Annotated in this window: 25 protein-coding genes and 1 tRNA gene; 11 read left to right on the top strand and 15 right to left on the bottom strand. The window is 43.3% G+C overall.

Features of this window, described 5'->3' with window-relative positions:
• Nucleotides 1–17 precede the first annotated feature (17 nt).
• The 8 genes from atpG to H4W00_RS03185 form a co-directional block, all read right to left on the bottom strand.
• Nucleotides 18–899, bottom strand: coding sequence for a F0F1 ATP synthase subunit gamma (gene atpG / locus H4W00_RS03220; RefSeq protein WP_209956207.1), 882 nt, complete (start codon nt 897–899; stop codon nt 18–20).
• Nucleotides 900–1,094: 195 nt separating this feature from the next.
• Complete coding sequence (atpA, locus tag H4W00_RS03215) at nt 1,095–2,639, bottom strand: F0F1 ATP synthase subunit alpha (RefSeq protein WP_209956206.1); 1,545 nt, start codon at nt 2,637–2,639, stop codon at nt 1,095–1,097.
• A 129-nt stretch (nt 2,640–2,768) separates the two neighbouring features.
• A complete protein-coding gene (locus H4W00_RS03210) occupies nt 2,769–3,392 on the bottom strand; it encodes a F0F1 ATP synthase subunit delta (RefSeq protein ID WP_209956205.1) in 624 nt (207 codons plus the stop codon).
• Nucleotides 3,393–3,405: 13 nt separating this feature from the next.
• Entirely contained in the window at nt 3,406–3,876 is a 471-nt protein-coding gene (locus H4W00_RS03205) for a F0F1 ATP synthase subunit B (RefSeq protein ID WP_209956204.1), read from the bottom strand.
• A 79-nt stretch (nt 3,877–3,955) separates the two neighbouring features.
• Nucleotides 3,956–4,222: a F0F1 ATP synthase subunit C gene (gene atpE, locus H4W00_RS03200; RefSeq protein WP_201555703.1), complete on the bottom strand. Its 267-nt coding sequence runs from the start codon at nt 4,220–4,222 to the stop codon at nt 3,956–3,958.
• Between the two features lie 33 nt (nt 4,223–4,255).
• Nucleotides 4,256–5,125: a F0F1 ATP synthase subunit A gene (gene atpB, locus H4W00_RS03195; protein WP_209956203.1), complete on the bottom strand. Its 870-nt coding sequence runs from the start codon at nt 5,123–5,125 to the stop codon at nt 4,256–4,258.
• Between the two features lie 695 nt (nt 5,126–5,820).
• Complete coding sequence (locus tag H4W00_RS03190; RefSeq protein WP_209956202.1) at nt 5,821–6,219, bottom strand: ATP synthase subunit I; 399 nt, start codon at nt 6,217–6,219, stop codon at nt 5,821–5,823.
• Nucleotides 6,220–6,555: 336 nt separating this feature from the next.
• Entirely contained in the window at nt 6,556–7,380 is an 825-nt protein-coding gene (locus H4W00_RS03185) for a metal ABC transporter solute-binding protein, Zn/Mn family (protein WP_334684858.1), read from the bottom strand.
• Nucleotides 7,381–7,631: 251 nt separating this feature from the next.
• Between H4W00_RS03185 and H4W00_RS03180 the strand changes: the two genes are divergently transcribed.
• The 6 genes from H4W00_RS03180 to gluQRS all read left to right on the top strand — a co-directional run bounded on the left by H4W00_RS03180 (nt 7,632) and on the right by gluQRS (nt 13,381).
• Nucleotides 7,632–8,213 (top strand): transcriptional repressor, encoded by a 582-nt coding sequence (locus tag H4W00_RS03180; protein WP_209956200.1) that lies wholly within the window; start codon nt 7,632–7,634, stop codon nt 8,211–8,213.
• 74 nt (nt 8,214–8,287) lie between these two features.
• Nucleotides 8,288–9,088 (top strand): metal ABC transporter ATP-binding protein, encoded by an 801-nt coding sequence (locus H4W00_RS03175; protein ID WP_209956199.1) that lies wholly within the window; start codon nt 8,288–8,290, stop codon nt 9,086–9,088.
• 107 nt (nt 9,089–9,195) lie between these two features.
• Complete coding sequence (locus H4W00_RS03170; RefSeq protein WP_209956198.1) at nt 9,196–10,029, top strand: metal ABC transporter permease; 834 nt, start codon at nt 9,196–9,198, stop codon at nt 10,027–10,029.
• A gap of 324 nt (nt 10,030–10,353) precedes the next feature.
• On the top strand, nt 10,354–11,205 hold the full coding sequence (locus tag H4W00_RS03165) for a metallophosphoesterase (protein ID WP_209956197.1): 852 nt from the start codon (nt 10,354–10,356) through the stop codon (nt 11,203–11,205).
• A gap of 565 nt (nt 11,206–11,770) precedes the next feature.
• Nucleotides 11,771–12,208 carry an RNA polymerase-binding protein DksA gene (dksA, locus tag H4W00_RS03160; RefSeq protein WP_209956196.1) on the top strand — a complete coding sequence of 146 codons (438 nt, stop codon included), beginning with the start codon at nt 11,771–11,773 and terminating at the stop codon, nt 12,206–12,208.
• Nucleotides 12,209–12,352: 144 nt separating this feature from the next.
• Entirely contained in the window at nt 12,353–13,381 is a 1,029-nt protein-coding gene (gene gluQRS / locus H4W00_RS03155) for a tRNA glutamyl-Q(34) synthetase GluQRS (protein WP_442793120.1), read from the top strand.
• Between the two features lie 30 nt (nt 13,382–13,411).
• Here the strand turns inward: gluQRS and ftsW are convergent, their stop codons facing one another.
• A complete protein-coding gene (gene ftsW, locus H4W00_RS03150; protein WP_209956195.1) occupies nt 13,412–14,608 on the bottom strand; it encodes a putative lipid II flippase FtsW in 1,197 nt (398 codons plus the stop codon).
• A gap of 413 nt (nt 14,609–15,021) precedes the next feature.
• Nucleotides 15,022–16,443, bottom strand: a complete 1,422-nt coding sequence (gene murD / locus H4W00_RS03145; RefSeq protein ID WP_209956194.1) for a UDP-N-acetylmuramoyl-L-alanine--D-glutamate ligase — start codon at nt 16,441–16,443, stop codon at nt 15,022–15,024.
• A 268-nt stretch (nt 16,444–16,711) separates the two neighbouring features.
• Here murD and H4W00_RS03140 point away from each other — a divergent pair, with 268 nt between their 5' ends.
• The 4 genes from H4W00_RS03140 (at nt 16,712) to H4W00_RS03125 (ending at nt 19,960) form a co-directional block, all read left to right on the top strand.
• Complete coding sequence (locus tag H4W00_RS03140; RefSeq protein ID WP_327193276.1) at nt 16,712–16,897, top strand: STAS domain-containing protein; 186 nt, start codon at nt 16,712–16,714, stop codon at nt 16,895–16,897.
• Nucleotides 16,898–17,002: 105 nt separating this feature from the next.
• Entirely contained in the window at nt 17,003–17,857 is an 855-nt protein-coding gene (locus H4W00_RS03135; protein WP_209956193.1) for a universal stress protein, read from the top strand.
• Between the two features lie 380 nt (nt 17,858–18,237).
• Nucleotides 18,238–18,576, top strand: a complete 339-nt coding sequence (locus H4W00_RS03130; protein WP_209956192.1) for a P-II family nitrogen regulator — start codon at nt 18,238–18,240, stop codon at nt 18,574–18,576.
• Nucleotides 18,577–18,697: 121 nt separating this feature from the next.
• Nucleotides 18,698–19,960 carry an ammonium transporter gene (locus tag H4W00_RS03125; RefSeq protein WP_209956191.1) on the top strand — a complete coding sequence of 421 codons (1,263 nt, stop codon included), beginning with the start codon at nt 18,698–18,700 and terminating at the stop codon, nt 19,958–19,960.
• A gap of 148 nt (nt 19,961–20,108) precedes the next feature.
• On the opposite strand, the gene H4W00_RS03120 is transcribed toward H4W00_RS03125, so the two are convergent.
• From H4W00_RS03120 to H4W00_RS03110, 3 genes are all read right to left on the bottom strand, one after another.
• A complete protein-coding gene (locus tag H4W00_RS03120; RefSeq protein ID WP_209956190.1) occupies nt 20,109–20,492 on the bottom strand; it encodes a DUF2147 domain-containing protein in 384 nt (127 codons plus the stop codon).
• A gap of 221 nt (nt 20,493–20,713) precedes the next feature.
• A complete protein-coding gene (locus H4W00_RS03115) occupies nt 20,714–20,977 on the bottom strand; it encodes a hypothetical protein (RefSeq protein WP_209956189.1) in 264 nt (87 codons plus the stop codon).
• Between the two features lie 96 nt (nt 20,978–21,073).
• Nucleotides 21,074–21,913 carry a DNA/RNA non-specific endonuclease gene (locus tag H4W00_RS03110; protein WP_334684857.1) on the bottom strand — a complete coding sequence of 280 codons (840 nt, stop codon included), beginning with the start codon at nt 21,911–21,913 and terminating at the stop codon, nt 21,074–21,076.
• Between the two features lie 358 nt (nt 21,914–22,271).
• Between H4W00_RS03110 and H4W00_RS03105 the strand changes: the two genes are divergently transcribed.
• Nucleotides 22,272–22,362 (top strand) — tRNA-Ser (locus H4W00_RS03105).
• Nucleotides 22,363–22,848: 486 nt separating this feature from the next.
• Here the strand turns inward: H4W00_RS03105 and H4W00_RS03100 are convergent.
• Together H4W00_RS03100 and H4W00_RS03095 are read right to left on the bottom strand one after the other, a co-directional pair.
• Nucleotides 22,849–24,165, bottom strand: a complete 1,317-nt coding sequence (locus H4W00_RS03100) for a DUF3100 domain-containing protein (protein WP_209956187.1) — start codon at nt 24,163–24,165, stop codon at nt 22,849–22,851.
• A gap of 81 nt (nt 24,166–24,246) precedes the next feature.
• Nucleotides 24,247–25,407 (bottom strand): M20 aminoacylase family protein, encoded by a 1,161-nt coding sequence (locus H4W00_RS03095; protein WP_209956186.1) that lies wholly within the window; start codon nt 25,405–25,407, stop codon nt 24,247–24,249.
• Nucleotides 25,408–25,871 lie beyond the last annotated feature (464 nt).

Here is a 25,871-nt window from a genome sequence, read left to right as displayed (position 1 = left end):
TATATAGGTGGTGTCAATTATGAAACAGCAGCAGCGCCGCCAACGATTTCTGAGATTTCTCGAGTAATCGCCGCTTGACGCAGCTTGTTGTAAACCAACTGTAAATCGTTAATTAGGTCACCAGCATTATCTGTTGCCGCTTTCATAGCGACCATACGCGACGACTGCTCAGAGGCAATGTTTTCCATTACCGCTTGATAGACAATCGACTCAATATAGCGCCCTAGCAGACTATCGATCAACGTTTCGATATCAGGCTCATAGATGTAATCCCAGCTTAGTTCAGTCTGCATGCCACTGTCTTCATCAGCAAACGATTGCTCTGGTAAAGGTACCAGTTGACTGACGGTTGGCTTTTGGGTCATCGCATTAACGAACTGGTTATACACCACATAGATACGGTCTATTTTACCGTTCTCATAATCGTCAAGCATGGCTTGAACCGGTGCATTTAGCTGCTCAAAGGTCGGCTTATCACCATAGTTAGTCACGGCTGAGGTGACTTTACCACCAAAACTCTTGAAGAAACTAACACCTTTAGCGCCAATAACTGCAAATTCAGCTTGTACAGACTGGTCTTGATAGTCTTTGATGCTTTTGCTTAAAGCTTTGAATAAATTAATATTCAAACCACCCGCCAGACCACGGTCGGAGGTGATGACAATATAACCTACTTTATTGACCGGGCGCGATACCATATACGGGTGTTTATAGTCTGATGAAGCATGCACCAAATGTGAAATAACCCGGCGCATACTATCAGCATACGGGCGACCCACGACCATGCGCTCTTGGGCACGGCGCATTTTACTCGCGGCCACCATTTGCATGGCGCGGGTAATTTTCTGGGTGCTTTTAATACTGGTGACTTTGGCACGTATTTCTTTTAAGCTTGCCATAATGATTCCAATATAAGAGGGTTAAAAAAGCATTGGCGAATGCAACAATATTTAATATAAAGCACTGTACTAGTTTCTTGTAGCACTACGCGGTCACATGCCGTTGATTATGGCTAAAGCAGCACAACTGTTATTCTTCTTAAAGACAGCGCGCCACTTTAGCAGTAACCAACCAAACCGGCTTAACCCGTTAAATTAATAACTGTGGTTTTGTTTAAAAGTCTCAATCGCTGACTTTAAACGACCTGCAATATCATCATTATAATTTGCAGTGTCATCAATCTCTTTCATCAAATCGCTTTGCTCGTCATGCATATAACGTAAGTAGCTTTCTTCAAAAGAACCGATTTTATTAATAGGAACGTCCGATAAGAAACCTTCGTTTGACGCGTAAATCACTGCCGCTTGCTCAGAGATAGACATCGGCTGATACTGTTTTTGCTTCATCAGTTCAGTCACGCGCTCACCATGATCAAGCTGGGCGCGAGTGGCATCATCAAGATCCGAGGCAAACTGCGCGAACGCGGCCAATTCACGATACTGCGCTAGCGCGGTACGAATACCACCAGATAGCTTTTTAATAATCTTAGTCTGCGCCGCACCACCAACCCGCGATACCGAAATACCCGCGTTCACAGCTGGACGGATACCTGAGTTAAATAGGCTTGATTCTAAGAAAATCTGACCATCAGTGATTGAAATCACGTTGGTTGGTACGAATGCTGATACGTCACCCGCTTGGGTTTCGATGATCGGTAGCGCGGTTAAAGAACCGGTTTTACCAACCACTTCACCATTGGTGAATTTTTCTACATATTCAGCGTTGACGCGTGAGGCACGCTCAAGCAGACGTGAATGAAGATAGAAGACATCACCAGGATAGGCTTCACGACCTGGCGGGCGACGTAGTAGTAATGAAATTTGGCGATAAGCAACCGCTTGTTTTGATAAGTCATCAAATACAATCAAGGCATCTTCGCCGCGGTCACGGAAGTATTCGCCCATCGTACAACCTGAGTACGGGGCAATATACTGAAGTGCTGCGGGCTCTGAAGCTGAAGCAACCACTACAGTGGTGTATTCAAGTGCGCCGGTTTGTTCAAGCTTACGCACCACGTTAGCAATGGTAGAGCGCTTTTGACCAATGGCCACATATACGCATTTAATGCCAGAGGTTTTCTGCGCGATGATCGCATCGATAGCCATGGCTGTTTTACCCGTCTGACGGTCACCAATGATCAGCTCACGCTGGCCACGGCCAATCGGAATCATGGTGTCAACGGCTTTATAACCGGTCATTACTGGCTGATCTACTGACTGACGTTCAATAACCCCTGGGGCGATTTTTTCGACTTTGTCAGTCATTTTAGCATTGATAGGACCTTTGCCATCAATAGGATTACCTAAGGCATCAACAACACGGCCTAGCAGCTCAGGACCTACGGGTACTTCAAGAATACGACCAGTACAATAGGCTTTTTGGCCTTCTTGTAGTTTTAAATAATCGCCTAGTACGACCGCACCGACAGAATCACGCTCTAAGTTAAGCGCCATTCCGTAGATTTCGCCTTCAAACTCAATCATTTCGCCATACATGGCATCTTCAAGACCATGAATCTGCACGATACCGTCAGATACTTTGACAATCGTGCCTTCATTCTTTGCAGTTGCACCCGCATCAAGGTCTTGAATTCGCTGCTTAATCAGATTACTGATTTCCGCTGGATTCAATTGTTGCATTGCCTGGTTTCCTTTAATTTATGATAACCCGCCCACTGACTTAAACGCTCTACTTATCACTCAAACTAGCAAAATATTGTCACGCCGACCTGACTTAACTGGTAAACGTTGATGAGAAGATAAATAACATTAGGCCGTTAGCTGTGTTTTTAACTGTTGTAATTTGCCGCGCATAGAATCGTCGATGATTTTGTCACCGATTTTGATAGTAGCGCCTGCCAAAAGACTAGGATCAACCGTTTCGTGAATTACCACACTGGCATTTAGCGAGGCGGCAAGACGGGTTTCGAACAGCTCACGCTGCGCGTCGGTCAATGGATAGGCAGAAGTCACATAAGCATTGAGCTGCTTTAAGCTTAACGCCTTATGACGACGATAATGCTCATAAACTTCAGGAAGCAGCGCCAGGCGCTCTTGCTCTGACAGCTGATGAACGAAGTTGCTAAGCGCTGTTGATACTTTAGGATAGCTGGTAGTGCTGTCTTGACGATGCCCTTGGGTATTATTCAGTAACACCTTAAAGGCAGAGTCAGTAGCGTCAGTTACTTGTGTATCATACAGATCGACCAAAACGGCTGACTTGTGCTCAGCAGAAACGGCTGGATTGTCTAGCAATGTGTGGAACGACTTGTCACTGACAATCGTACTGGCAATAAACAAGAAATCTTCCCACTCCTTTACCACCCCATGTTCATTGGCATAGTCAAACGCAGCTTTAGCGTAGGGTCGTGCTAAGGTTGATAAGTCAGCCATTATATCCTCACTATTACAGCTTCGCCGCCAGTTGGTCTAACATGCTGGCATGTTTTTGCATATCGACTTGCTCTTGCAAAATCTTCTCAGCACCAAGTACCGCAAGTTCTGCGACTTGGGCACGTAATAACTCACGTGCTTGATTGATCTCTTGATCGATAGACGCCTGTGCTTGTTGACGGATACGTTCACCTTCCACTTGGGCTTGTGATTTGGCATCTTCAACCAGCTGATTGGCACTTTTATTCGCCTGCTCAATCAACGCAGCAGCTTTAGTCTTAGCGACATTAAGCTCCTGCTGTACATCTTGCTCCGCGGAGGCCAAATCTGCTTTTGCTTTTTCCGCCGCATTTAGACCATCAGCGATTTTACGCTGACGCTCATTAATAGCGCCGATAAGTGGTGGCCACACGAACTTCATGCAAAAAACCACAAATATTGCAAAAGCAATGGCTTGACCGATGAGGGTAGAATTGATATTCACGTGATCACCTCTTTGTTAATGAAAAGTCAGTTTCGTTGACCGTGCTCGACAGTCAAGCAGTTACAACTGAGATTTCAGACTAAGCGCCTAGAGGGTTTGCAAATAACAATAACATAGCAATACCAACACCAATCATCGGTACGGCATCAAGTAGGCCGGCCACGATGAACATACGAGTTTGCAACTGTGAACCAAGTTCTGGCTGACGGGCAACGCCTTCTAAGAATTTGCCACCTAAGATAGCAAAACCAATACCGGTACCAAGTGCGCCTAAACCGATAAGCAAAGCCACGGCGATAACTGTGTAACCATCTAAGGTTGCTTGCGCTAATACTACTGGATCCATGGATGTATCCTCATTTACCTATTGAATGTCTAATTAATGTTCAGTTGATGATGCTAGCGACATATAAACTATCGTCAACATCATAAATACGAACGCTTGAAGTGTAATAATCAAAATGTGGAAAATAGCCCACGGTACCGATAACGCCCATTGAATCCAAAACGGCATTAGGGCTATCAATACGAAAATCAGTTCCCCAGCATACATGTTACCGAATAGTCGCAGACCTAATGAGATAGGTTTAGCAATCAAGGTAACAAATTCTAAGATAAAGTTAATAGGGATTAAAATAGTTTGTACGATAGGGTTTTTGGCGTTAAACGGATGTAACGTCAACTCGCCAACGAAACCACCCAGGCCCTTTTCTTTAATGCTATAAAAGATAATCAACGCAAAGACAGAGAATGACATGCCCAACGTGACGTTAGGATCAGTGGTTGGGACGATTTTAAAGAATACATGATGAGGATCATAGCCCATCGCTGCACCAATTTGTCCAGCAATACTTGGGATAAAGTCAACAGGAATCAAATCCATTAAGTTCATCAAGAAAATCCACACAAAGATAGTTAACGCTAATGGCGCCACCAACTTTGAGGTACCGCTATACGAATCACGGACGTTGTTGTCGACAAACTCAATGATAATCTCTACGGCGGCCTGTAGTTTACCCGGTACACCCGAGGTCACCTTTCTAGCAACCATCCAAAAGACGACACAAAATAGAATGCCTAGACCAATTGACCACAGCATAGAGTCGAGATGAATAGCTTTAAAGCCCATTTGTCCTGCTTCTTCAGCAGTATATGCGACTTTCCAACCTTCGCCCGGCAAATAGCCATACGTCCAGTTCGTTAAGTGGTGAGAGATATATTCTGATGATGTTTGTTGCTCGGCTGCCATAATGTAAGCTTCTTATTAATCAACGATTTAATCAACTACCAAAAAATACGGTTGTCATCTGATGAATAGCTTTGGCACAATAAATTTTTAGCGCTGATGTTCTGTGCAAATTTATCGTACTAAACTATCCTATAATCAACAACATCCAACCCATAAACCTAATGCAAGTATCTGATTTTATTAGCTTTTTATAAAATTTAGCTATCAAAAAAGGGCTTGTGATTATTCATTACTAGCCCTTGGTACTTGTGCGTAAAGCATTCATATTTGTGTTTGCTCATATCGTTTTGTGACGACACACGCTCAATACAGCGTAGATAAGCAGGTTAATTAGCGGCCTATATTAATGCAACGTTGTATTCATGTAAAGTCAATTATGTGTTTTTTAAGCGCTATATGGACGAGGTGTCGCTAATAGCGTTTATTAATATAGGTTTGCGTCTACAATTAAATTGTAAGATTTTATTTACAAGTGACCTTTACTCTCCAAACGGTCATCAACTTCCTCTGCTTAATACTCATTTTAATGGCTTATACTGCTGTTTTCGCAGTGATTAATACGGTTTTATAAGACATATTATTTATTACTTTTTGGTTTAACTGTCAAGGGGATGGGAACAAGGAGCGGGCAGATAAGGCAGTCTGATTAGCACTATCAACGGCCTTATAATTTAACTGTGTAACGTCTATTGCCGTCAGCGTACGTACGATAACATCACAGTATGACTAAACTGCATGACTATAAAACCAACAAATAACGCAGGCGCGGACAAAGGCTGTATGGTAATAAAGATCAATGCGAAACCCAACACGGTTAGTAGCCACTTGACCATTTGTCCTCGATACAACTGGCTGACAATATGTCGGCGCGCACGATACCCACTATGCCAAAAGATGAAGCCGGCAAATACTGCTTGGGTCGCAAAGCTTAGTAGTGCACCGATTGCACTGCTTTTTGCGACAACCAACGCACTGTGTAGCCAAAAAATATCTAACATCGAAGCAATAATAATTAGGATGAACAGTATCCATGCTTGGCGCTTGAGATAGATACCAATTTTATCTTTTTGCGTGCGTTTGGCAGGTTTGGTCATTGGCTATCCTCTAGCATTGATACAGCAACCACCGCGTTTTGATAAGGTAGCATAGTTGCGACAAGTTTATCCGTAAATGGGGCATTCTACTAGTGTCGACTGTTGTCCAAAAATAAAACGCCGATAACTTTAGAACCCACACTTCCGTCAAGCAAGTGCAGTATGACACTTATCAACCCTACAGTTGGGAGTATACCAACGACTCATTTATCAATAAAGTCACGACCCACATAATTTTTTATAATCACTTTAGGGGCCATTGCCAGTCACCTTAAAAGCCAGCAAGCGCAATACTTTATAGGCTCTTTATATTATTTTTGAGATCTACAGCGACTCTTAAGAAATACAACGACGAATCTGCTGCGCCATAATACTCCAGCCAGCCACAAAGTCTTTACTCATACTCATGTCTTCGGCTTGTACTGTAGTATTCACCGGTTGTAGCTTGGCAAGTAATCCTTTAGCAGGGCTGCTTGGGGATACCAAACACATTTGCTTAGCAGGTCTTTGCTCGTTAAGCCAGCGCAGTTGACTGGCCTTAGGTGCTATATGGTCATCGGCACTCAGACTACCGATAAACTGTAGTTGTAGAGAGGCTTCTATATATTGATAAGCATCATGATAGGCCCAATAAGGATACGCTTTTTGACCTTTTTCCTGCTGAACTTTCTGTATCTCATTGGCCACCGCACTGTCCATTCGCTGAGCAAATTTCTGTGCATTAGCGTGATAGAGTTTTTTATATTGCGGGTTAGCATGACTATGGATAACGGCGAGGGCACGAGTAATGGCTTTAGCGTTCTCAGGATCGAGCCACATGTGCGGGTCTAGCGTGCCGGCAATAGGGACACCTTTGACATCACGTAACGGATGACGATTAAAAGCATTGAAGTCAAATAATGCAATAGCATTAGGTGCTGACTCTAGGCTTGATGCCAAATTATTCTCTAAAGAAGCACCAAACCACACCACAAAATGGCTGTCTTGAATGGCTTTGATATCACCAGGGCTAATGCTACCATGGTGCCCCACCTCCCCCGCTTGTAATAATTGTTTCGCTGCCGGTGAACCTTCAGTCACTGCTTGGCTCAATAAAAACAGTGGATAGTTACTGACACTGACCGTTGCTGCTTGAGCATTTAAGGTTAAAGAGCCTAGCATTATTATTGCTATGATCAGCAAACGTTTAGACAGTATAATTGAGCATAAAAATTTATTGAAAAATGAATTGGTAAGAAAGGACTTAAGGTCAAGAAAATTATTTATAGTATTATCGTTATTTTGACGATGAAAAGTCATGCGTAAGTAGTCCTGTTAAATAGATAGGAATAATGAGAGTTATGTTTTTCTAATTTCCATTATGTTATACTATAACAATTAAAAGTGCTAACTTATTTTTTGGAGCTTGAATAGTGTCTATTACTTCATCTGGCTGTGAGTCATCTACCAATGGCGATGTATGTGACAATCACGTACACGACAACCATCTGCATGATGTGCAAGACTTTACGCCGCGCGATGTAGTTGAGCGACTCGCAGCAGCAAAAGAGCAGTGCCGGACGCGTGGCGTACGCTTTACGCCTTTACGTCAGCAGATCTATGAACTGGTATTGCAGGCCAATAAACCAGTTGGCGCTTATGATCTCATTACTCAACTGCAGCGTGTACGGCTATTAGACACCGATAATAATGTCCATGAAACAAAAAATACCACATCAAAAAATGTCGCACCACCGACGGTTTATCGCAGCTTAGAGTTTTTGTTAAGTGAGGGCTTGATTCATCAACTGACTTCGATTAATGCTTATGTCCCCTGTTGTCATCCACGGGCACAACATACGGCAGCCTTCTTAATCTGTGACCAATGCCAGCGAGTGCAAGAATGTAGCAGCTTACCAGTACAAGAAATGATGAGCTTCGCTGAGCAAGATGTTGGCTTTACCGTTGCCCGTAGTGTCATTGAGCTTAGCGGCATTTGCCAGGCCTGCCACTAAAGCCATGCAAAGAACGTCATGCAAAATATCTTTTTTATTCATTCATCAATTTTCAAACTATTAGCTGCCGACTCATGAATCATCCTGTATCTTCATCTACACAACCACCCTCTACTCAACAGCTTGATTCGTTCTCTAAGCGTGATGTTCCGCTTCTTACTTTAACTGATGTCAGTTATCATATCGGGCAACAGCGCTTGGTATCGCATATTAATATTGATATTGCGGTCAATGAAACCGTTAGTCTTATTGGGCCTAATGGTGCTGGCAAGTCAACGTTGGTGAAGCTTGTTTTGGGGCTAATCATGCCCTCTGAAGGGCAAATTATTGCGCATCAACCGTTGCAGCTTGGTTATGTACCGCAACGTTTTGCCGTACCGCCGATCTTGCCACTGCGAGTCCAGGACTTATTGGCGCAAGCAGATAAGCGACGCTTGACTGATAGCCAGCGGCAATTCATTTTTGATAATTTGTCATTAACGCATCTACTATCACGGCAGATGTTGCACTTATCTGGTGGGGAGACTCAGCGGGTACTATTAGCACGCGCCTTGTTAGACAAGCCTAATTTACTGATTTTAGATGAGCCCATGCAGGGACTGGATCCTGATACGGAAGTGTGGCTATATCAGTTCATTGATGAGCTGCCCGATTTTCTACGTTGTGCGATGCTAGTAGTGTCACACGATTTGCATTGGGTAATGAAAGGCAGCCGACGAGTGATTTGTCTCAATAAACATATCTGCTGTGAAGGCCAACCCAGCGATCTGGCTATCAGTGCTGAGTTTCAAAAATTGTTTGGTCATCATTATGAGCAACCTTATGTACATCAGCCGCACGCTTGTGAACACCAAGCGCCAAGTGGGCTGTTGTAGCTGCATCCATACCAGCTTGCCAGCTACTAAACTGGTTGTGTTACCTTACTTATTCACTATTAAGTTCTTTATTAAATTTTATAAATAAAGTCTAACGGACACTTATTATGACCGCTTGGTTAGCTATCATTGCCCCTGCTTGGATTGCCGGCAGTATTTTAGCCCTGCTATCAGCGCCCCTTGGATGTCTGGTATTGTGGCGACGCATGGCCTTTTTTGCAGATGCCTTAGCGCATGGAACCCTTCTCGGCGTTGCGCTAGCGGTGTGGTGGCAGTTGCCGATGGGTATTGGTATCGCTATGGTTAGCGTCATGGTGGTCGTAGGACTGGTGTTGATCGATGATGAGCGACTACCAGTCGATGCAGTACTGGCAGTGGTCGCGGTCTCACTACTGTGTTTGGGACTATTGGCCTTGACCCAGCTTACTGATCAACAAGCCAATGTATTGGGGTTTTTATTTGGTAATTTACTGGAGCTTGACTGGGCAGATCTGCCGTTACTTGCTACGAGTGTACTGATTGGACTCGGATTATTAGCTTATATTTGGCCAGCACAAATTAAACTGGCGACTCATGAAGCGTTAGCCCGTATTCAAGGCATTAACCCCACGCGGCAGCGGCTGTTTTTTATGGGAGTATTGGCTGGATTCTGTGCGATTGCCTTGCAAGCAGTTGGTAGCTTATTAATCAGTGGCTTGCTAGTACTACCAGCACTCACGGCGCGCCTATATTCAGCGTCACCTAAGCAGATGGTGATTATCGCACTGATCGTTGCTCAACTGGGCGTCACTTTAGGCGTTTGGGGCAGTATCTGGCTTGATATACAGACCGGACTGACCATTGTACTGGTCTTGGCCATTCTATTTTTCGCCGCGCTGATTGTCTCTAAATTAACGACCTCAAAATTAATGCCTTCAAAATTTTGGACGGCACGCCGTTAAAGAGACTATGACGGCACATCGTTAAAGGGACTATATTGTCATCGAATGAGCCCTTGTGAAAGTTTTATTCAACTTTATTTCACAGATATAGCTAGAGATTTATTAGGTTTTGTGCTATAAATTTTCCTAAATATTATCAGTACCCTATTTAATTAACCAACTGCCACACCAAATAGTGGTGGCAATTATTTAATTGTAATATCAGATGGGTTATAAAGTTGCTGGAATACCCTAGATAACATCAACGCTGAAAAGTAAAAAACCAAGACTTACTTATTCGTTTTCTGACAGCCTCATTCGTTTTAGTCTGATAAAGGACTGACCATGCTAAGCTACCCTGCCCGTAGGATTTACACGCCAGATGAGCACGTAAACGTCTTGCAGATCACTGACCTACATTTATCAGCCCACTATCCCATAACGAGCAGCACTATTGCTCAAAACGATGACCTCACTGACTCTATTTGTCAGGAAAATTTTGAAGCCAGCCTTCGACAGGCTTTGAACGAAGATATTCGCTGTGACTTGATTTTGGTCACTGGCGACTTGGTTAGTCAGGTTGAACCTGCTATTTATGATCATATTTTTAAGATACTAAAGGCGACTAATATCCCTTTTGCCTGTATCGCTGGCAACCATGACGTGACTGATGAAATAGTGACAGAGGTGCCTTTTTTTCAGCGAGAAACCATTGCTCAAGCGGCTGATGAGCGTTTGCTCAGTCGTCATGTCATTGATACTGACTACTGGCAGTTGTTATTATTAGACTCTGCTATCCCAGGTAAAGTCGCAGGGGAAGTCACTGATACCGATATTGATTGGTTGTGTGAGCAACTGACAGCTGACGATAAGCCAGCCCTAATCGCTATCCATCATCACGTACTACCGATGAGATCTGACTGGATAGACGCCCATATTGCAGAGAATACAGAGAGCTTTTGGCAACGTATGGTGCCCTTTGATCATCTGCGCGTTATCATTAGCGGCCATACTCATCAAGAACAAGTCCGCTATCGCCAAGGCGTTACTGTTTATAGCACGCCCTCTACCTGCTACCAGTTCGAGCCCTACAAAGATGACTTTACCTACGATCATGATGCAAACCCCGGTTATCGCTGGTTGCAATTGGCCAACAATGGGCAGGTTGCAAGCTGGGTCAAAAGACTGGATACTTGACGGCCAGTTTTATTAGGCCAAAATATTTATTGAGCTAATGAACGTGTTGGCCTGCCTAGCACTGGCATTACCTATAGCTGACAGGGACTGACTGCTAGATAAATAGTGTCATATAATATAAATAGATGCCAAAGTACATTAGCAGTTAATAATCAGTAAAAAGGCAGCGGCACTAGTAAAATGTGCTAAAAAATAGTATCGTCTAAGGCCGGATGTTAAGAAAAATTATAGTAGCTAGGATAGCTAAACCAACCACCTACTAAGCTTGCGCAACCAGTAATTTGTAGCATTGTTTGAGCAGTAGCATTTGAATAAAAATATGCATGACAATATACATAACAATTTTGTAGATAAAGATTTTATAAACAATAACTTTAGTAGCGATATAAGCATACCGGTATAAACGTATCATTATGAGCTTACTATGAGATTAGCTGTGTTACTTGCGTTACCAAGTGGTGAAACGTTCTGTAAAAGGACAAGTTATAACGTTTAGCAAATTTACAACGTCTTGTCTTTTAAAACGTCGTTTTGTTGAATTAATTTGAAAAATTAGGATACCCATATGAGCACCCTGACCACGAATCCGAGTGATGTTAAGTTCACCCCTTATGTGCCTGCCAAAGACGAAGAGTATATGTCTGATGCTCAGTTAGAGCATTTCAAGGCTATTTTGTTGGATTGGAAGCATCAACTGATCGGCGAAGCTGACCGCACAAAGACTTATATCCAAGATGAATCAAGCGCCATGCCTGACATCAACGACCGTGCCACTCAAGAAGAAGAGTTTGCATTAACCCTGCGTACGCGTGACCGTGAACGTAAGCTTATCCGCAAAATCGATAAGTCCATGGGTGAAATTGAAAATGACGACTATGGATTCTGTGAAACTTGCGGAGTAGAAATCGGTTTACGTCGCCTAGAAGCACGCCCAACCGCGACTCAGTGCATCGACTGTAAGACTTTATCTGAAATTAAAGAACGCCAAAACCAAGGTGCTTAAAAAGGCCTTTAAATTAAAGTTAACTAAAGTACGTATAACAACGAGCGACCATATTACTGGTCGCTCGTTGCATTTAATAAATATCTTTTTATAGTCGCCTTCTTTATCCTATCTATATTCTCCTACTTTCAACAGCTGCCTATTTTGACACTCATTAATGATCATAGTCTTACTCCAACTCGGGCGCCGCCAGCACAGCCTATTGGCCGTTTTGCACCCTCGCCGACTGGTGAGCTACACCTTGGCTCATTGACCACTGCGCTAGCAAGTTATTGCCATATTAAGTCATTAGGTGGCAAATGGTTACTACGTATCGAAGACACTGATACCGCGCGCTGTGATAACCAGTTTAGCGAGCAGATACTGATAGATTTAGAAGTATTGGGCCTGCACTGGGACGGTGATGTCATTTACCAGTCTGAGCGTGTTGATATCTACAACGACTACTTGTCCACTGTACTGCATCCGCGACTCTACGGCTGCCTATGTTCCCGTAAAAGTCTAACGCAATATTGGCAACAACAAGCTAGGAAGCAACAATCTTTAGAGCAAAAAAATGCGCCACCAAACAACACAGTCCCCAAAAGCGTCACTGACGCCCTAAGCCGTAATCAACGGTATCCACGCTGTTGTATAAATGCCAATCTTGATCAGCAGCAGCATAAGCTACGTATACAGCTGCCCGATCATATGATTGGTTTTATGGATGGGATTCAAGGCATGCAATGGAGTAATCCCCAGCAAACTTTGGGGGATATGGTGGTGCGGCGTCAAGATGGCATGATTAATTATATTTTGGCGGCCAGTATTGATGATGGTCTGCAACAGATTACCCATATCATGCGCGGCTTAGATATCTTACCGCTGACCACGGCTCAGATTAGCATCATGCAGGCCGCTAACCTGACCGCTATTGACCGTTGGTATCATCTACCGCTGATATGTCATACTGACGGCCAAAAGCTCTCCAAGCAAAATCTCGCTCAGCCTATCGATACTCGCAAGCCTAGCACGCTAATTGCCAACGCTTTACAGCTGCTACAACAGCCATCTGTCGATAATGACACGCCAGCGCGCATGCTGGAGCAAGCGATCGCCCAATGGGATAACGCGCCTTTGCAAGGCATAAGTCATCTGGATATGTTCAGTGAGTTTCAGGAACATAAAGAATAAAAAACGCCTTAATAACACCTTAGCAAGGTCTTAGTAATAGCGACCCTGGCTTTTTTCTATCTCAGGGCTTTCTTTATAAATTTTCAACAACAGCGCGACCATAACTAAGCTGATTAGCATCGATGAGCCGCCATAACTAAAGAATGGCATGGTCAGACCTTTGGTTGGAATGGCGCCCATATTCATCGCCGCATTAATAATAGTCTGCGCAATAAAGACGATTCCGATCCCAAATGCGGTATAGCTCATGCGCATCTGCCGACGCTTAAGCGCATTGTAGCTGATACGCATAGCGCTACCAATGATCAACGCTTCAAGCAGCAGCACCATAGTGACGCCTACAAAGCCCAGTTCTTCACCCGTAATCGCTAATAGAAAATCCGTATGAGCCTCTGGTAAGTGCGATAGCTTTTGCACACTCTCACCATAACCAACCCCTGTAAACTCTCCGCGACCAAAAGCAATTAAGCTGCGTGCCAGCTGATAATCGGTGTCCTGAACATCATCAAAAGGATCTATAAATGATAAGGCGCGTGTCAGGCGATACTGTACCAAGGTCACTGCTAGCACCGCTAAGCCCACGACTAATACGCCCAATGCTAGAAATTGCTTATAAGGGGCACCAGCGATATAAAATATAGCAAACACAGTCCCTACAATAACCACTAGCGAGCCAAAATCTGGCTGTAATAACAGCAACATCGTTATCATACCAACGACTAAAAAGATCCGTAAAAAACCATCCCAGCCATTACGTACCTCAAAAGAGCGCCGCACCACAAAGTCAGCAACGAACACAATCATCACTAATTTCGCCAGCTCCGCTACTTGGAAGTTAAGAAAGCCTAGCTCTAACCAGCGTTTAGAGCCATTAATAGGGGTACCAAGTAAAGTTAGAAACAGCAATCCGCCGGTAATGGCCAGCAGCAAAAATTGCATTTCAGTTTTATACAGGGTTCGTAGCGGTAGGAAATAATAGGGCACTGCCGCCACACAGATGCCAATACCCATATACATCAGCTGATGCTCAAAAAAGTATAGCTCTGTCATTCCGCGACTGAGCGCAAAGGGAATAGAGGCAGAGGCCACCATTAATAAACTGAGTACCAGCATACAGCCAACACTTGCTAATAAGATGGCACGTGCTGATGGCATGGACAGGATACCATCTGAGCCAGTAGCTGACTGCGATTGACGAGATGAACGAGAGAAGAAAGAGAGCGCCATAATTTTTAAGTACACTAACAAACAAAAAACACGGCGTCTATTAAACGCCACCGTTTAAAAAGTATAAAAGAGATAAAACAAAATAGACAGTAACCAATAGCGAATACAAGACAAATACGACTAGATAGGCGATGTCAGGCAACATGATACAACATTAAACTGCGCAGCCTAATAAACTATTAGGCGTTGCAACAAATAATGTCAGTGCAGCACGTCTTGTTACTCATTGTTATGTCACAAGGCGAGGTCAGCCGGCTATTGATTTGGTTGGTCTGTTGCTTGATCGATTATCATTGACAGTAGCAGTAATCTATAAGCAAAACAATACTTTATCAAGCGAACATAATGTATTAGGCACAAATTACCTTTTATTAAATACTGCTGCCTGATTATCAATTGATGACACGCCCTAGCTAGCTGGCCGTAAACGCCTCTAACTGTGCGACTAACTGACTAAAATATTCACCGCGAGCCGCATAACCACTAAACTGATCAAAGCTGGCACAGGCCGGTGACAATAACACCGCTTGTACTTGTGACAGACTACTTGCGGTCACTTGTTGAATGGTCGCAAAAGCACCCTCCAGTGTCTGGCATTGATGTAACATCACCTCATCACTTAATGCGGCAGCGCGTAGATGCTGCTCAATCTGCTGGCTGTCCTCACCAATACACAGTACTTGACTGACATACTGGTTGATAAAAGGGGTTAATTCGCCAAATTTTTGGCCTTTGCCTTGTCCGCCTAAGATTAATAACAGCTTGCCATCTTTGGGGGCATATACTGCACCTAGCCCTTCGATAGCAGCCATCGTTGAGCCGATATTAGTGCCTTTGGAATCATTAAAATAGTCAATATCAGCGGCAGTTGCGACATATTGGCAACGATGTTCAAGTCCGGTGAATCGCTGTAGCGTGATCAGCATACTATCAAGCGGTAAACCAGCAAGCTCACCTAGTGCTAGAGCAGCCTGTGCATTGAGCAGGTTATGGCGACCTTTAATAATCAGTTTGTCCGCCGATAATAGTCGGTCAGTACCTCGTGCCAGGTGAATTTGTCCGTTAGGATCAGTAATTAGACCATAGTGACCTTTATCAGGGGCATGGATACCCGTACTCAACCGTGGTAAGTTATCTGCTACTAGAGGTCGAGTCAATGCGTCTTCACGACTAATAACCACTGACTTTGCGCCTTGAAAGATGCGATGCTTAGCTTGATGGTAGCCGAGCATATCGCCATGACGATCTAAATGATCAGGCGACATATTGAGTACAGTGGCGACCTGCGCGCCTAAATGAGTCACTGTCTCCAACTGAAAGCTAGACAGCTCAAGCACCGCTAACTGCATGTTGGCATTAGTAAGTAAGCTCAATGCTGGCACGCCAATATTGCCGCCAACGCCAACATCAACGCCGGCATCAGCAGCCATTTGTCCAACCAAGGTGGTCACCGTACTTTTGGCATTCGAGCCAGTGATTGCTACTATTGGTACCTCACAGGCGTCACAAAACAGCTGAATATCACTAACTACCGGGATCTTCGCCTGTCTAGCAGCAGACACTGCCTCGATGTTAAGGGAGATACCAGGGCTTATGATAATGCGTGCTGCTCGTTGTAATAGATCGGCATCAATCGCGCCAAATTGCCGAATAGTAACTGCTGCCGGTAACTCCTGAGCCAATGCAGGTGCTGACTGATTGTCTGTGACTGCCACCTGGTAACCTTGATCGGCAAGATACTTTGCCACTGATAATCCGGATTGTCCTAAGCCGACCACTACTTGTAGACCACTGCCTTTATGAAGTAAGGTTTCTGTTGCGGCGAGAATGGTCATATCTATTCCTTCTATGCTTGGTTAGGCTGACTTAGCGTTTTAGTTTAGCATGTTGTGACCTGTATCACGCTATTGTCACGCATCTTCAGCGAAGATGGGCATTATTATAGTAGGGTAAGCATCGGCTTAATTATATTTTCACCCTTTATTTTCGCCCTTCTTGTTTGAGCACACATTTACGTCCTATTTGCCGCTCAGATACCCGAGCTTAATCCTATGACAGAGCGCGTTGGATTGACCGTATGTGTTATGACAGCCGCTGAACACCGTGCATATTGATCTCAGTCAAGCCCACTTCTGGGATATCAGTGCCGTTGATACTTTAGACAAGCTAGTCATATGCTTGCAACGTGAAGGGATTGATGTCAAAGTGTTAGGACTCAGTAGTGAGAGTCGTACACTAATTGACCGTTTCTCTATCTATGATCAGCGCGATATTGACCTGTTGGATTAAATCTAATGACTCGTTTGCGTTATTAGGTTAACGCAATCGTGCCTGTTACCAATTTCGTTATTGAGCCTGACTATACTTTCATTATCAATATGATGTAACTGCCTTATGAGTAATTTAAAGCCAGATAGTATCATTGCTTGTTTAGACTGTCCTAATCACGTCCAAGCAGTGTTGGATGCCAGTATGTGGGCGTCGGCACGTCTGCAAGCCCCTATTGGTATGCTCCATGCGGTGCCAAGCGTCCAGAAAAAGGCAGCTGTCAATTATTCAGGCTGCCTGAATATCGGTGATGAGAGCACCTTGCTTGATCAATTTACCAGCAAAGAACATTTAAGTGACTCTGAGCTAAAAGCTCAAGGCAAACTCCTGCTGCATCAAGCCGCAGTTTATTGCGAACAGCATCAACCTAAGCGTAAGATGTATACGCTACACCGACACGAAAACCTTAACGAAAGCATTGATTATGTTGATGATCAGGCGCAACTTATTATTATTGGCCATCATGTTACCTGTAAATCCACTCTGAGCCAGCTCATACGCTTAAGTCACTGCCCTATTTTGGTGACTCATGCACCATTTTTGCCCCCAACAACGGCTTTATTTGCCTTCGATAACCGTGCGACTGCGCATAAATTACTTAATTGGCTTTGTAAAACGCCTATGGTACGCGCGCTAACTGTACATATTGTCATGGTCGGTAAAGACAATTCTGAAAACTGTGATGCGCTACGTGAAGCTTATGCCCGTCTTAAGCAAGCCGGTATTAACACTAAAAAAGCGTTGCTAGATTGCCGCGATGTCAGTGCAGCCTTAAACTATTATCAAAGCAAGCATGATATTGGTCTATTAATGACGGGGGCTTTTGGGCAATCACGTCTTCGTGAGCTGCTCCAAGGTAGCGATACCGAAAAGCTACTTTGCAGTACTAAGACCCCGTACCTGCTATTCCCCAAAGTTTAAATTTAGGATTTAAACGACACTCAAAGCGTCAATCTCTGCTCGCTTGTTCCTACCCTTGCCCCCCAATAATATTTTATTAAATCATCATAGCATAGCCTGCCCTGGCAGCTTAAAAGTTGGTTATAATAAAGTCCTCTTAAGTCTAACGTCAAAGGTTGATTCACTCAGCTTATATTGCCAACCGCAACATTTATCATGACAATATAAGCATTGTACTCTGTCATTATGGCAGTTGTTTACGAGCCAATAAGCCCAAACTTACCTACCCCCTTGAGTAGGTTTGGCACAGTTCTTGAATGACTTACTGTAAGCATGGTAGCGGTACGATACTCCAAAATGCACATATCAACCTTCGGCATCACTCATATAAGGAAATTTTTATGAAGTTAATCACTGCGATTTTAAAACCGTTCAAGCTCGATGATGTACGAGAAGCACTTTCTGATATCGGTGTTAAAGGTGTCACCGTCACTGAGGTAAAAGGCTTCGGTCGCCAAAAAGGCCATACCGAGCTTTATCGCGGTGCAGAATACGTGGTGGACTTTTTACCTAAAGTGAAAGTTGAAGTGGCCGTTATTGATGAGATGGTTGAGCCTGCAATCGAGGCTATTACCCGTATCGCCAGCACCGGTAAAATTGGTGATGGCAAAATATTTGTTACTACCTTGGAACAAGTCATTCGTATTCGTACGGGTGAAACGGGTCCTGACGCTATCTAAAGTTAAAGACAAGCTTATAAGCATAGTTTTATAAGTATAGGTTTAAAGCTACAAGCTCGTACCGCACGCCTATAACTCAGTTATAACAAGATCTGCATTATCAATTCAAGGGGGAATTAAGATGCAAAACCAAATCTTTGAGCTTCAATACGCACTCGATACGTTTTATTTTTTGATATGTGGGGCGCTGGTCATGTGGATGGCAGCCGGCTTCACTATGTTAGAGGCCGGATTGGTTCGATCAAAAAATACGGTCGAAATCTTGACTAAAAACATCGCCCTGTTTGCAACCGCCAGTATCATGTACATGATATGCGGCTATGCCATTATGTATGGTGGCGATCTATTTTTGAGCGGGATTGCAGGCGGTGAGACACTAGTAGATGACGCCTTAGCAGCCTCGGCTGAAAATGGTTTCGGTGGCGACTCCGTCTACTCTGCAGCGTCCGACTTTTTCTTTCAAGTAGTCTTTGTGGCAACCTGTATGTCAATCGTCTCAGGTGCCGTAGCTGAACGTATGAAGCTGTGGTCTTTTTTACTCTTTACAGTGGTTATGACTGGTGTCATCTATCCACTAGAGGGCAGTTGGACCTGGGGTGGCAACGATGTTTTTGGGTTATTTAACTTAGGTGACATGGGCTTCTCTGATTTTGCTGGCTCTGGTATCGTACATATGGCAGGTGCCGCTGCTGCACTAGCAGGTGTATTGCTGCTAGGGGCACGTCAAGGTAAGTATGGTCCTAACGGTGAGATACGGGCGATTCCTGGTGCTAATCTGCCGCTGGCAGCGCTTGGTACCCTAATCTTATGGATGGGTTGGTTCGGCTTTAATGGCGGGTCCGTTCTTAAACTGGGTGACATTGCCAGTGCCAACGCCGTTGCCATAGTGTTTTTGAATACCAATGCTGCAGCAGCAGGCGGTGCTATTGGGGCCTTGTTACTCGCGCGTCTCATTTTCGGAAAAGCTGACTTAACGATGCTCTTAAATGGTGCATTAGCAGGTCTAGTTGCGATTACTGCAGAACCCTCAACCCCCTCCGCTCTACAAGCCACTATTTTCGGTATGATAGCAGGTGCGATTGTAGTGTTATCAATCCTCGCCTTAGATAGGATGAAAATTGATGATCCAGTTGGTGCGATTTCGGTTCATGGCGTGGTGGGTCTATTTGGTCTACTAATTGTCCCGATTACCAATCCGGCATCTACCTTTATCGGTCAGATTGCTGGTGCTGCCACAATTTTTGCTTGGGTATTTATTGCCAGTTTAATAGTGTGGTCAATTATTAAAGTAGTCATTGGTCTGCGTATTTCTGAAGAAGATGAATACGAAGGTGGAGATATAGCAGAATGTGGTATGGAAGCTTACCCTGAGTTTACAAAATAGCTGATTTGAGCCATTTAATAAATCGACGATATAAAAAATCCCGCAGAACCTTTAGGTAATGCGGGATTTTTTTAATCATTTGCTATTAAAACCTCTCCATAAACAATAGACTCTTAAGGAATAGGCTCTTAATATTCAAAATATTAGCTTATTTCTTTTTCCACGTTTGGCTACGTGAGAATGGACCGATATAACCTTTTAGATCCAGTGTATTACCACTTAAATTTGCAGTCATGCGATAGGTTTTGTCTTTTGCAGGATCTGTAATCGTGCCACCACTATATTTGCCATTGCCGTCGGACTTAAGACCAGAAATAATAGTCATACCAACATATTGTTTGCCTTTTTCTGTCATAGCGGCAACCAGCTTGCCAGTCAAGACACCGTTCGCTTCAGTGATTTTCACCAAACCTTTTGGCTTGCCTTCGTCAAAAGTTTGCCAAGTAGTATTTGCTAATGGATCTGCAGCAAATGCCATTGTAGCCATACTGATACCAGCGATTGCTAACGTAGTTTTTGTAAATAATTTCATAAATCGACTCCCTTCGTACGATGATTACTCAAAACGTTATGTTATTACGCTTATCCTTTGCTAAAAGTTTTCTTTGCTATAAATGATACGGTATACAGTTGGAAAACGAGTACTTTAGCAACATAAGCGATGTCTCAACCTATTATAAGCAAAATTAGAACTTTGCCTAGTAGTTTTTTTATAGTTTCTTATTGCTATAAAACTAGAACTATATCAAATAGTTACATAAAAGGATTGTCTATATTTTCATCTGATTGGTCATTTTTTGCTTTTGACTCAGGCTCATTATTAATATAACCAGCAGAATTTTCAAAAGCCTGTAAAATTTTACCGGTTAATTCATGTAGCTGTTGAGCTTGCTTATGTCCCGACACATCAAAGTGTAGATCAATATCACCATAGATAATGATTTTATCTTTTTGGTTCTCGATAACTAGCTCACCAATTTGCATACTTTGATGGTCATTAGCAAAAGGTTCAATCATTGCCGTCTCCTGATTATTAACGATGCAGTGTGTTATTTTTTAATAATAGGTTGTTTTTTAACTAACTATTGCTAACGTATACTCACTTCATACTATTTAGGCCTGTAGCTGCATCATTAGCCAATTAATAATTGCCCATACAAATAGCATCCAAGTCGGCTCTTCACTGGGCTCTTCTGATGTCTCTAACTCCTTGCCTGCTTTTAATGGCAATACCAGTGCCTGTTCTTTGCGTTGACGGTCAAGTGCTGGCAGCACATCAATACCCGTTTGCACTACTAACTCATCTACACTGATGACTTCTATGCGCTCTGACTCGTCATTAGGCGCATAATAAACGCCTGCTTGATTAATGGCTGGAATATAGACCGCTTTAAAAAAGTGACTCGGCACCAATACTCGTCCGGCAAGTCGTTTGGTTTTTTTATTAGTAAAGGCTACCCCAGTAACCGTATAGACTTCGCCATATTGCTGGGTCAAATAACGAGTAGCTGATTCAATATTACGCCAAATATAGCGGTTATTACGGGGTGACTGCGGCGCGATATTGGCAAGGCTAAAGCTATCATATTGCTGACTGCGATTAGCCATATCTCCATTAGGCGCTAAATGTCCACGATCATAGCCAGAGCCCGAATAGTCAGAGAGCTCAGCACGGAATGACTGGGGTAGCCGGCTTTCTTCGTGAAAGCTATCTTCGCGATCGATTTGTTTGGCCTGTTGTAAGCGCTTACGTGTTAGATACTCTGCGACCCACAGCGGTGTGCGTGAGACCCCAGAATACATAACAGCAAAGCCATCCATACATAGCATCTGGGTCTTTTCACTAAGCTTAGTATTCGTAAATTCAGGATAAGTACCGCCATAAAAAGACTCGCTACACTGAGTCAGGTCATCAGCATGTGCCGGTGCTATAGCGATTATAAAGACTATCATCATGCTGACCAACGTCGATACCATAACGCTGAGACGACTTGATACAACGCTAGATATAGCATAGAGTATATTCGTTATATCACTACCACTTTTGGGCCTATCGACGCTTATCATTGTTTTTTTACCCTCGATACCTGACAGTCTTTGCTTTAATATTTGCTATCCTAGCAGGCGTTTACAGATAAAGAAAGATAAGCTATTACCCTGTCAAACCTTCTGCATGAGACAAAGAGTTTTTACCAGTGACATTTTAAATCGTATCCGCTATACTAGGCCGTCTGAAATAGTTAGGCTACCAGTTGTTACGTCTCATCTTCGAGTAATATGGTACCAAAGCTGGCTATTGAACGTCAAAAACGGTGAAGTGGGTGAGTGGCTGAAACCGCACGCCTGGAAAGTGTGTATGCGTTAATAGCGTATCGAGGGTTCGAATCCCTCCTTCACCGCCAATTATTATTCTGCTAGATAAAACCTCTGTATTTCTATCCTGTCCGAACCTCTCCAAACTTGTCCGAACCTCTCCAAAACTTCCCTTAAAACCTTTATAGGTAAGACTTTCCGTCTATACTTATTATCTACTGCTGTCCGAATCATTCCTGTTTAACCCTATGCATCCCACGTATTGTGTTGGTCTATTATTCATATATACCGTGAATAGACCAACATGCGATCTAAACTTATATGCCATAGACCAACATAATCGTCTTAAAGCTTTAAGCGTATAGCTTGCAGATATAGGAAAAGAATAACCTGTCAAGTGATAGTAAAATCCGCATTCTCAAACCTAGCAAAAAATGTACCCCTTCTCATCCGGATCAACACAGTATGATTAGTTTTTATAGCCTTAGAGGCTTTTAACCTGCCTCTAGGCTCGTTACCTTTATAGTAAATACCAGATCTAAATTTGATTCGCTATGACTGTTAACCAAGCGCTTTTATAGCATGGCTTGTGCAATCATGGCCGACCCTAAGAAAGTGCCCGTAAAGGTAAGTATGGCAACGATCGCAATTTTAAATCCTGATTTTTTGAATAAATCCACTTCCATTTGCGAGATGGCAAACCCTGCATAGGCAAGCACTGGTGTCAGTAATTGCAACACACCCAGTTTCTCTGTCTCTGCCAAAACGTAAGCATTGAATGGGAACTGTGGCAATGATATTAAAATAGCCACAATGGATATCCAAGCAATAGCCGGGACGTTGACTGGGATCAATCGTTTTAATAATATCCCAACAATACAGCAGGCAAACAGAATCAGCATAGCAGGTAAGGCGGTAATTGGGTTGACACCTTGTCCGACCCAGTTACTCAATAGCAGTACGACACATATAACCGCTAGTAGAATAAAGGACTGTACGGTCGATAGACTAGCCGGTTCTTCCATAACGGCACCGAAATCTGTTTTGGTGGTAGCGTCTGCCCCAGTATTCTTTTTAAACTTGCTGACAAGCTTGTATAAAAATTCTGTTAAAGGTAGCGCCACAAATAAACTAACGAATAATCCTGTGGCGTAAGTTAACAGGTTAGACGTGGCTGCAAAAGCCGTAATGGTTTCTTTTTGAGCAGGCACAGTCTCTGCAAGTGCAGCCGAACACGCCCCCATCATACTGCCACTACCGATGCCACAAGCCATCGCCAGCGCACGAACATCAATAAGTTCCATAGAGGCAATAACACCTGCCATTAATGAAAAATAAATCGCCCCAAACAAGGTGCCCATGACATAAACACCCATCACCCCGATACCTTCGGGACTTTGAAGCCCGTATTTGTCAGCGATTAGAGCCACGTTGGGTTCGCGAGCAATTGAGTGAGTCGCACCAATGGCTTCTCGCCCCATGCCAAAGACCAGTACGGCAACAGGCAGAGCAATCAGTACAGTAGCTACGTTACCTAATTCTTGTAGCAGTAGTGCTGGACCTGCAGCTATGATTTCTTCGATATTGGGACCAACACCCACGCCAAACTTGGCAATAAAAGGCATGATGCTTAAAAGAATGGCATAACTGGCAAATTTTGCTCGTTTCTTGGTTATGACGGCTTTCATCGAAGGAACAACATTAGGATTCAATAATATTGCAAAAATAAAGGCATATAGTAAAGGCAGTAATACTAAGATACCAATGCCGATAGGAATCTTAATGATGCCTATCCATTCTGCCAGTAGCGATGCCCCAATCACCAGTAAATGTAGCTTCCAATCAAGTAGGTGCTTGGTCATGTTCGGTGACAGCACGCTATTATTATTCATAGCAATTCCCTTTGTATTTCATTATTCCTACACGTCTTAATCATTCAATTTATTAAGGCATTTTTGGTAGTTTAGAACTTTTTAAGATTTTTTTGGTAGTTCAGATTCAGTTAGAGAAACCCATACCTTGATACCAGTCTCAATAGCATCATCATTAAAATCATACAATGCGTTATGCAGTGGTTTAGAAGGATTGCTACCGTCGACACCCAACCAAAAATAAGCGCCTTTAACCACCTGACTCATGAATGAAAAGTCTTCAGAAGCCATTGAAGGTTCTACATCAGTTTTTACTTTATCAGCGCCCAGCACCTTGGTTGCAGCCGCTTTGATTTCAAGATAAGCCTGACTGTCATTGGTGGTGACTGGATAACGAATGTGATAATCAATTTCGCCTGTAACCCCATATAGAGGTGGCAAGGCTGTCACCATCTCTGTGAGCAGGTCCTGCATGGATTGGCGTACGTCCATATCAAAGCTACGCACGGTCCCTTTTAAAATGGCATAATCAGGAATGACATTGGTGGTATCACCGCTGTTCATCTGGGTCACGCTGATCACACCAGACTGCAGTGGCGATACGCGACGAGAAATAATAGATTGAATATTAGTAATTAGTGCCGCACCTGCTGCAATCGGATCAGCCCCTAGATGTGGCATAGCGGCATGCGTGCCTTTACCCGTTAGAGTGATCTCAAAAGTATCAAAGGACGCCATCATGGGGCCATTATTAACCGCAATCTCTCCCACAGGCAGTCCTGGCCAGTTATGCAGTCCATAAACCGCGTCCATAGGAAACTTGTCAAACAAGCCATCATCAATCATGGCTTTTGCACCGCCTAGGACTTCTTCAGCAGGTTGAAATATAAAGTGAATCGTTCCACTAAAATTCTTATGTTGGCTTAGATGTTTGGCTGTACCTAGTAGAACTGAGGTATGACCATCATGACCACAGGCGTGCATACAATTGTCATGAGTGGACTTATGATCAACATCGTTTTGCTCTTTTATAGGTAGTGCATCCATATCAGCACGTAGTCCGATCGTAGGACCTGAGCCATTCTTAAGTGTACCTACAACCCCAGTACCTCCCAACCCTTGATGCACTTCAATGCCAAAAGACTGTAGTTTATCGGCAATAAATGACGCAGTTTTGAATTCTTTAAAACCCAGCTCAGGCTGGCTATGAATTTGTTTGCGCCATTGTTTGACTTCATCTAATAGTGCTTCTTTGACTAACATTTAATTTCTCCCTTGAAGATATTCAAGCATGGTTATATTTTTTAAAAAGGCTGTAGTTCTAATAATTTCAAAGCCAACAGCTCTATCACAAATTGGGTCAAACCAACTTTTACGCTGGCGTCGATGTGATTGGTTTGGCATTAGAAGGCAACCGTTCATTTAGATACGGTGATGTAATAAGAACAACCTTGATGTTGAAGAAGATACTTAGCGCTAACGATAAGACGAAAATATTAACACTTCAGATAGCTATAGTGGCAGTCTAATCAGTCAGTATTTTAGGCTATTATTTGTTAGTGTGGCTTTACACTACCTACAATACATTAAATAAATGATTTCTATAGCCACATGTGTAAAATTAAGGCTTTTATTGGTAATAAAAAGCCTTAATTTGAGCATTCACATTAGCAATGTGCAGATATTGAAGTAGAAAGTATGAGGATGGGGAGCTACTTTGCCATTTT

It is taken from the genome of Psychrobacter sp. PL19, from assembly GCF_017875835.1.
In the GTDB taxonomy this organism is placed as follows: Bacteria; Pseudomonadota; Gammaproteobacteria; order Pseudomonadales; family Moraxellaceae; genus Psychrobacter.
This window is presented reverse-complemented; position numbering and strand designations above follow the sequence as displayed.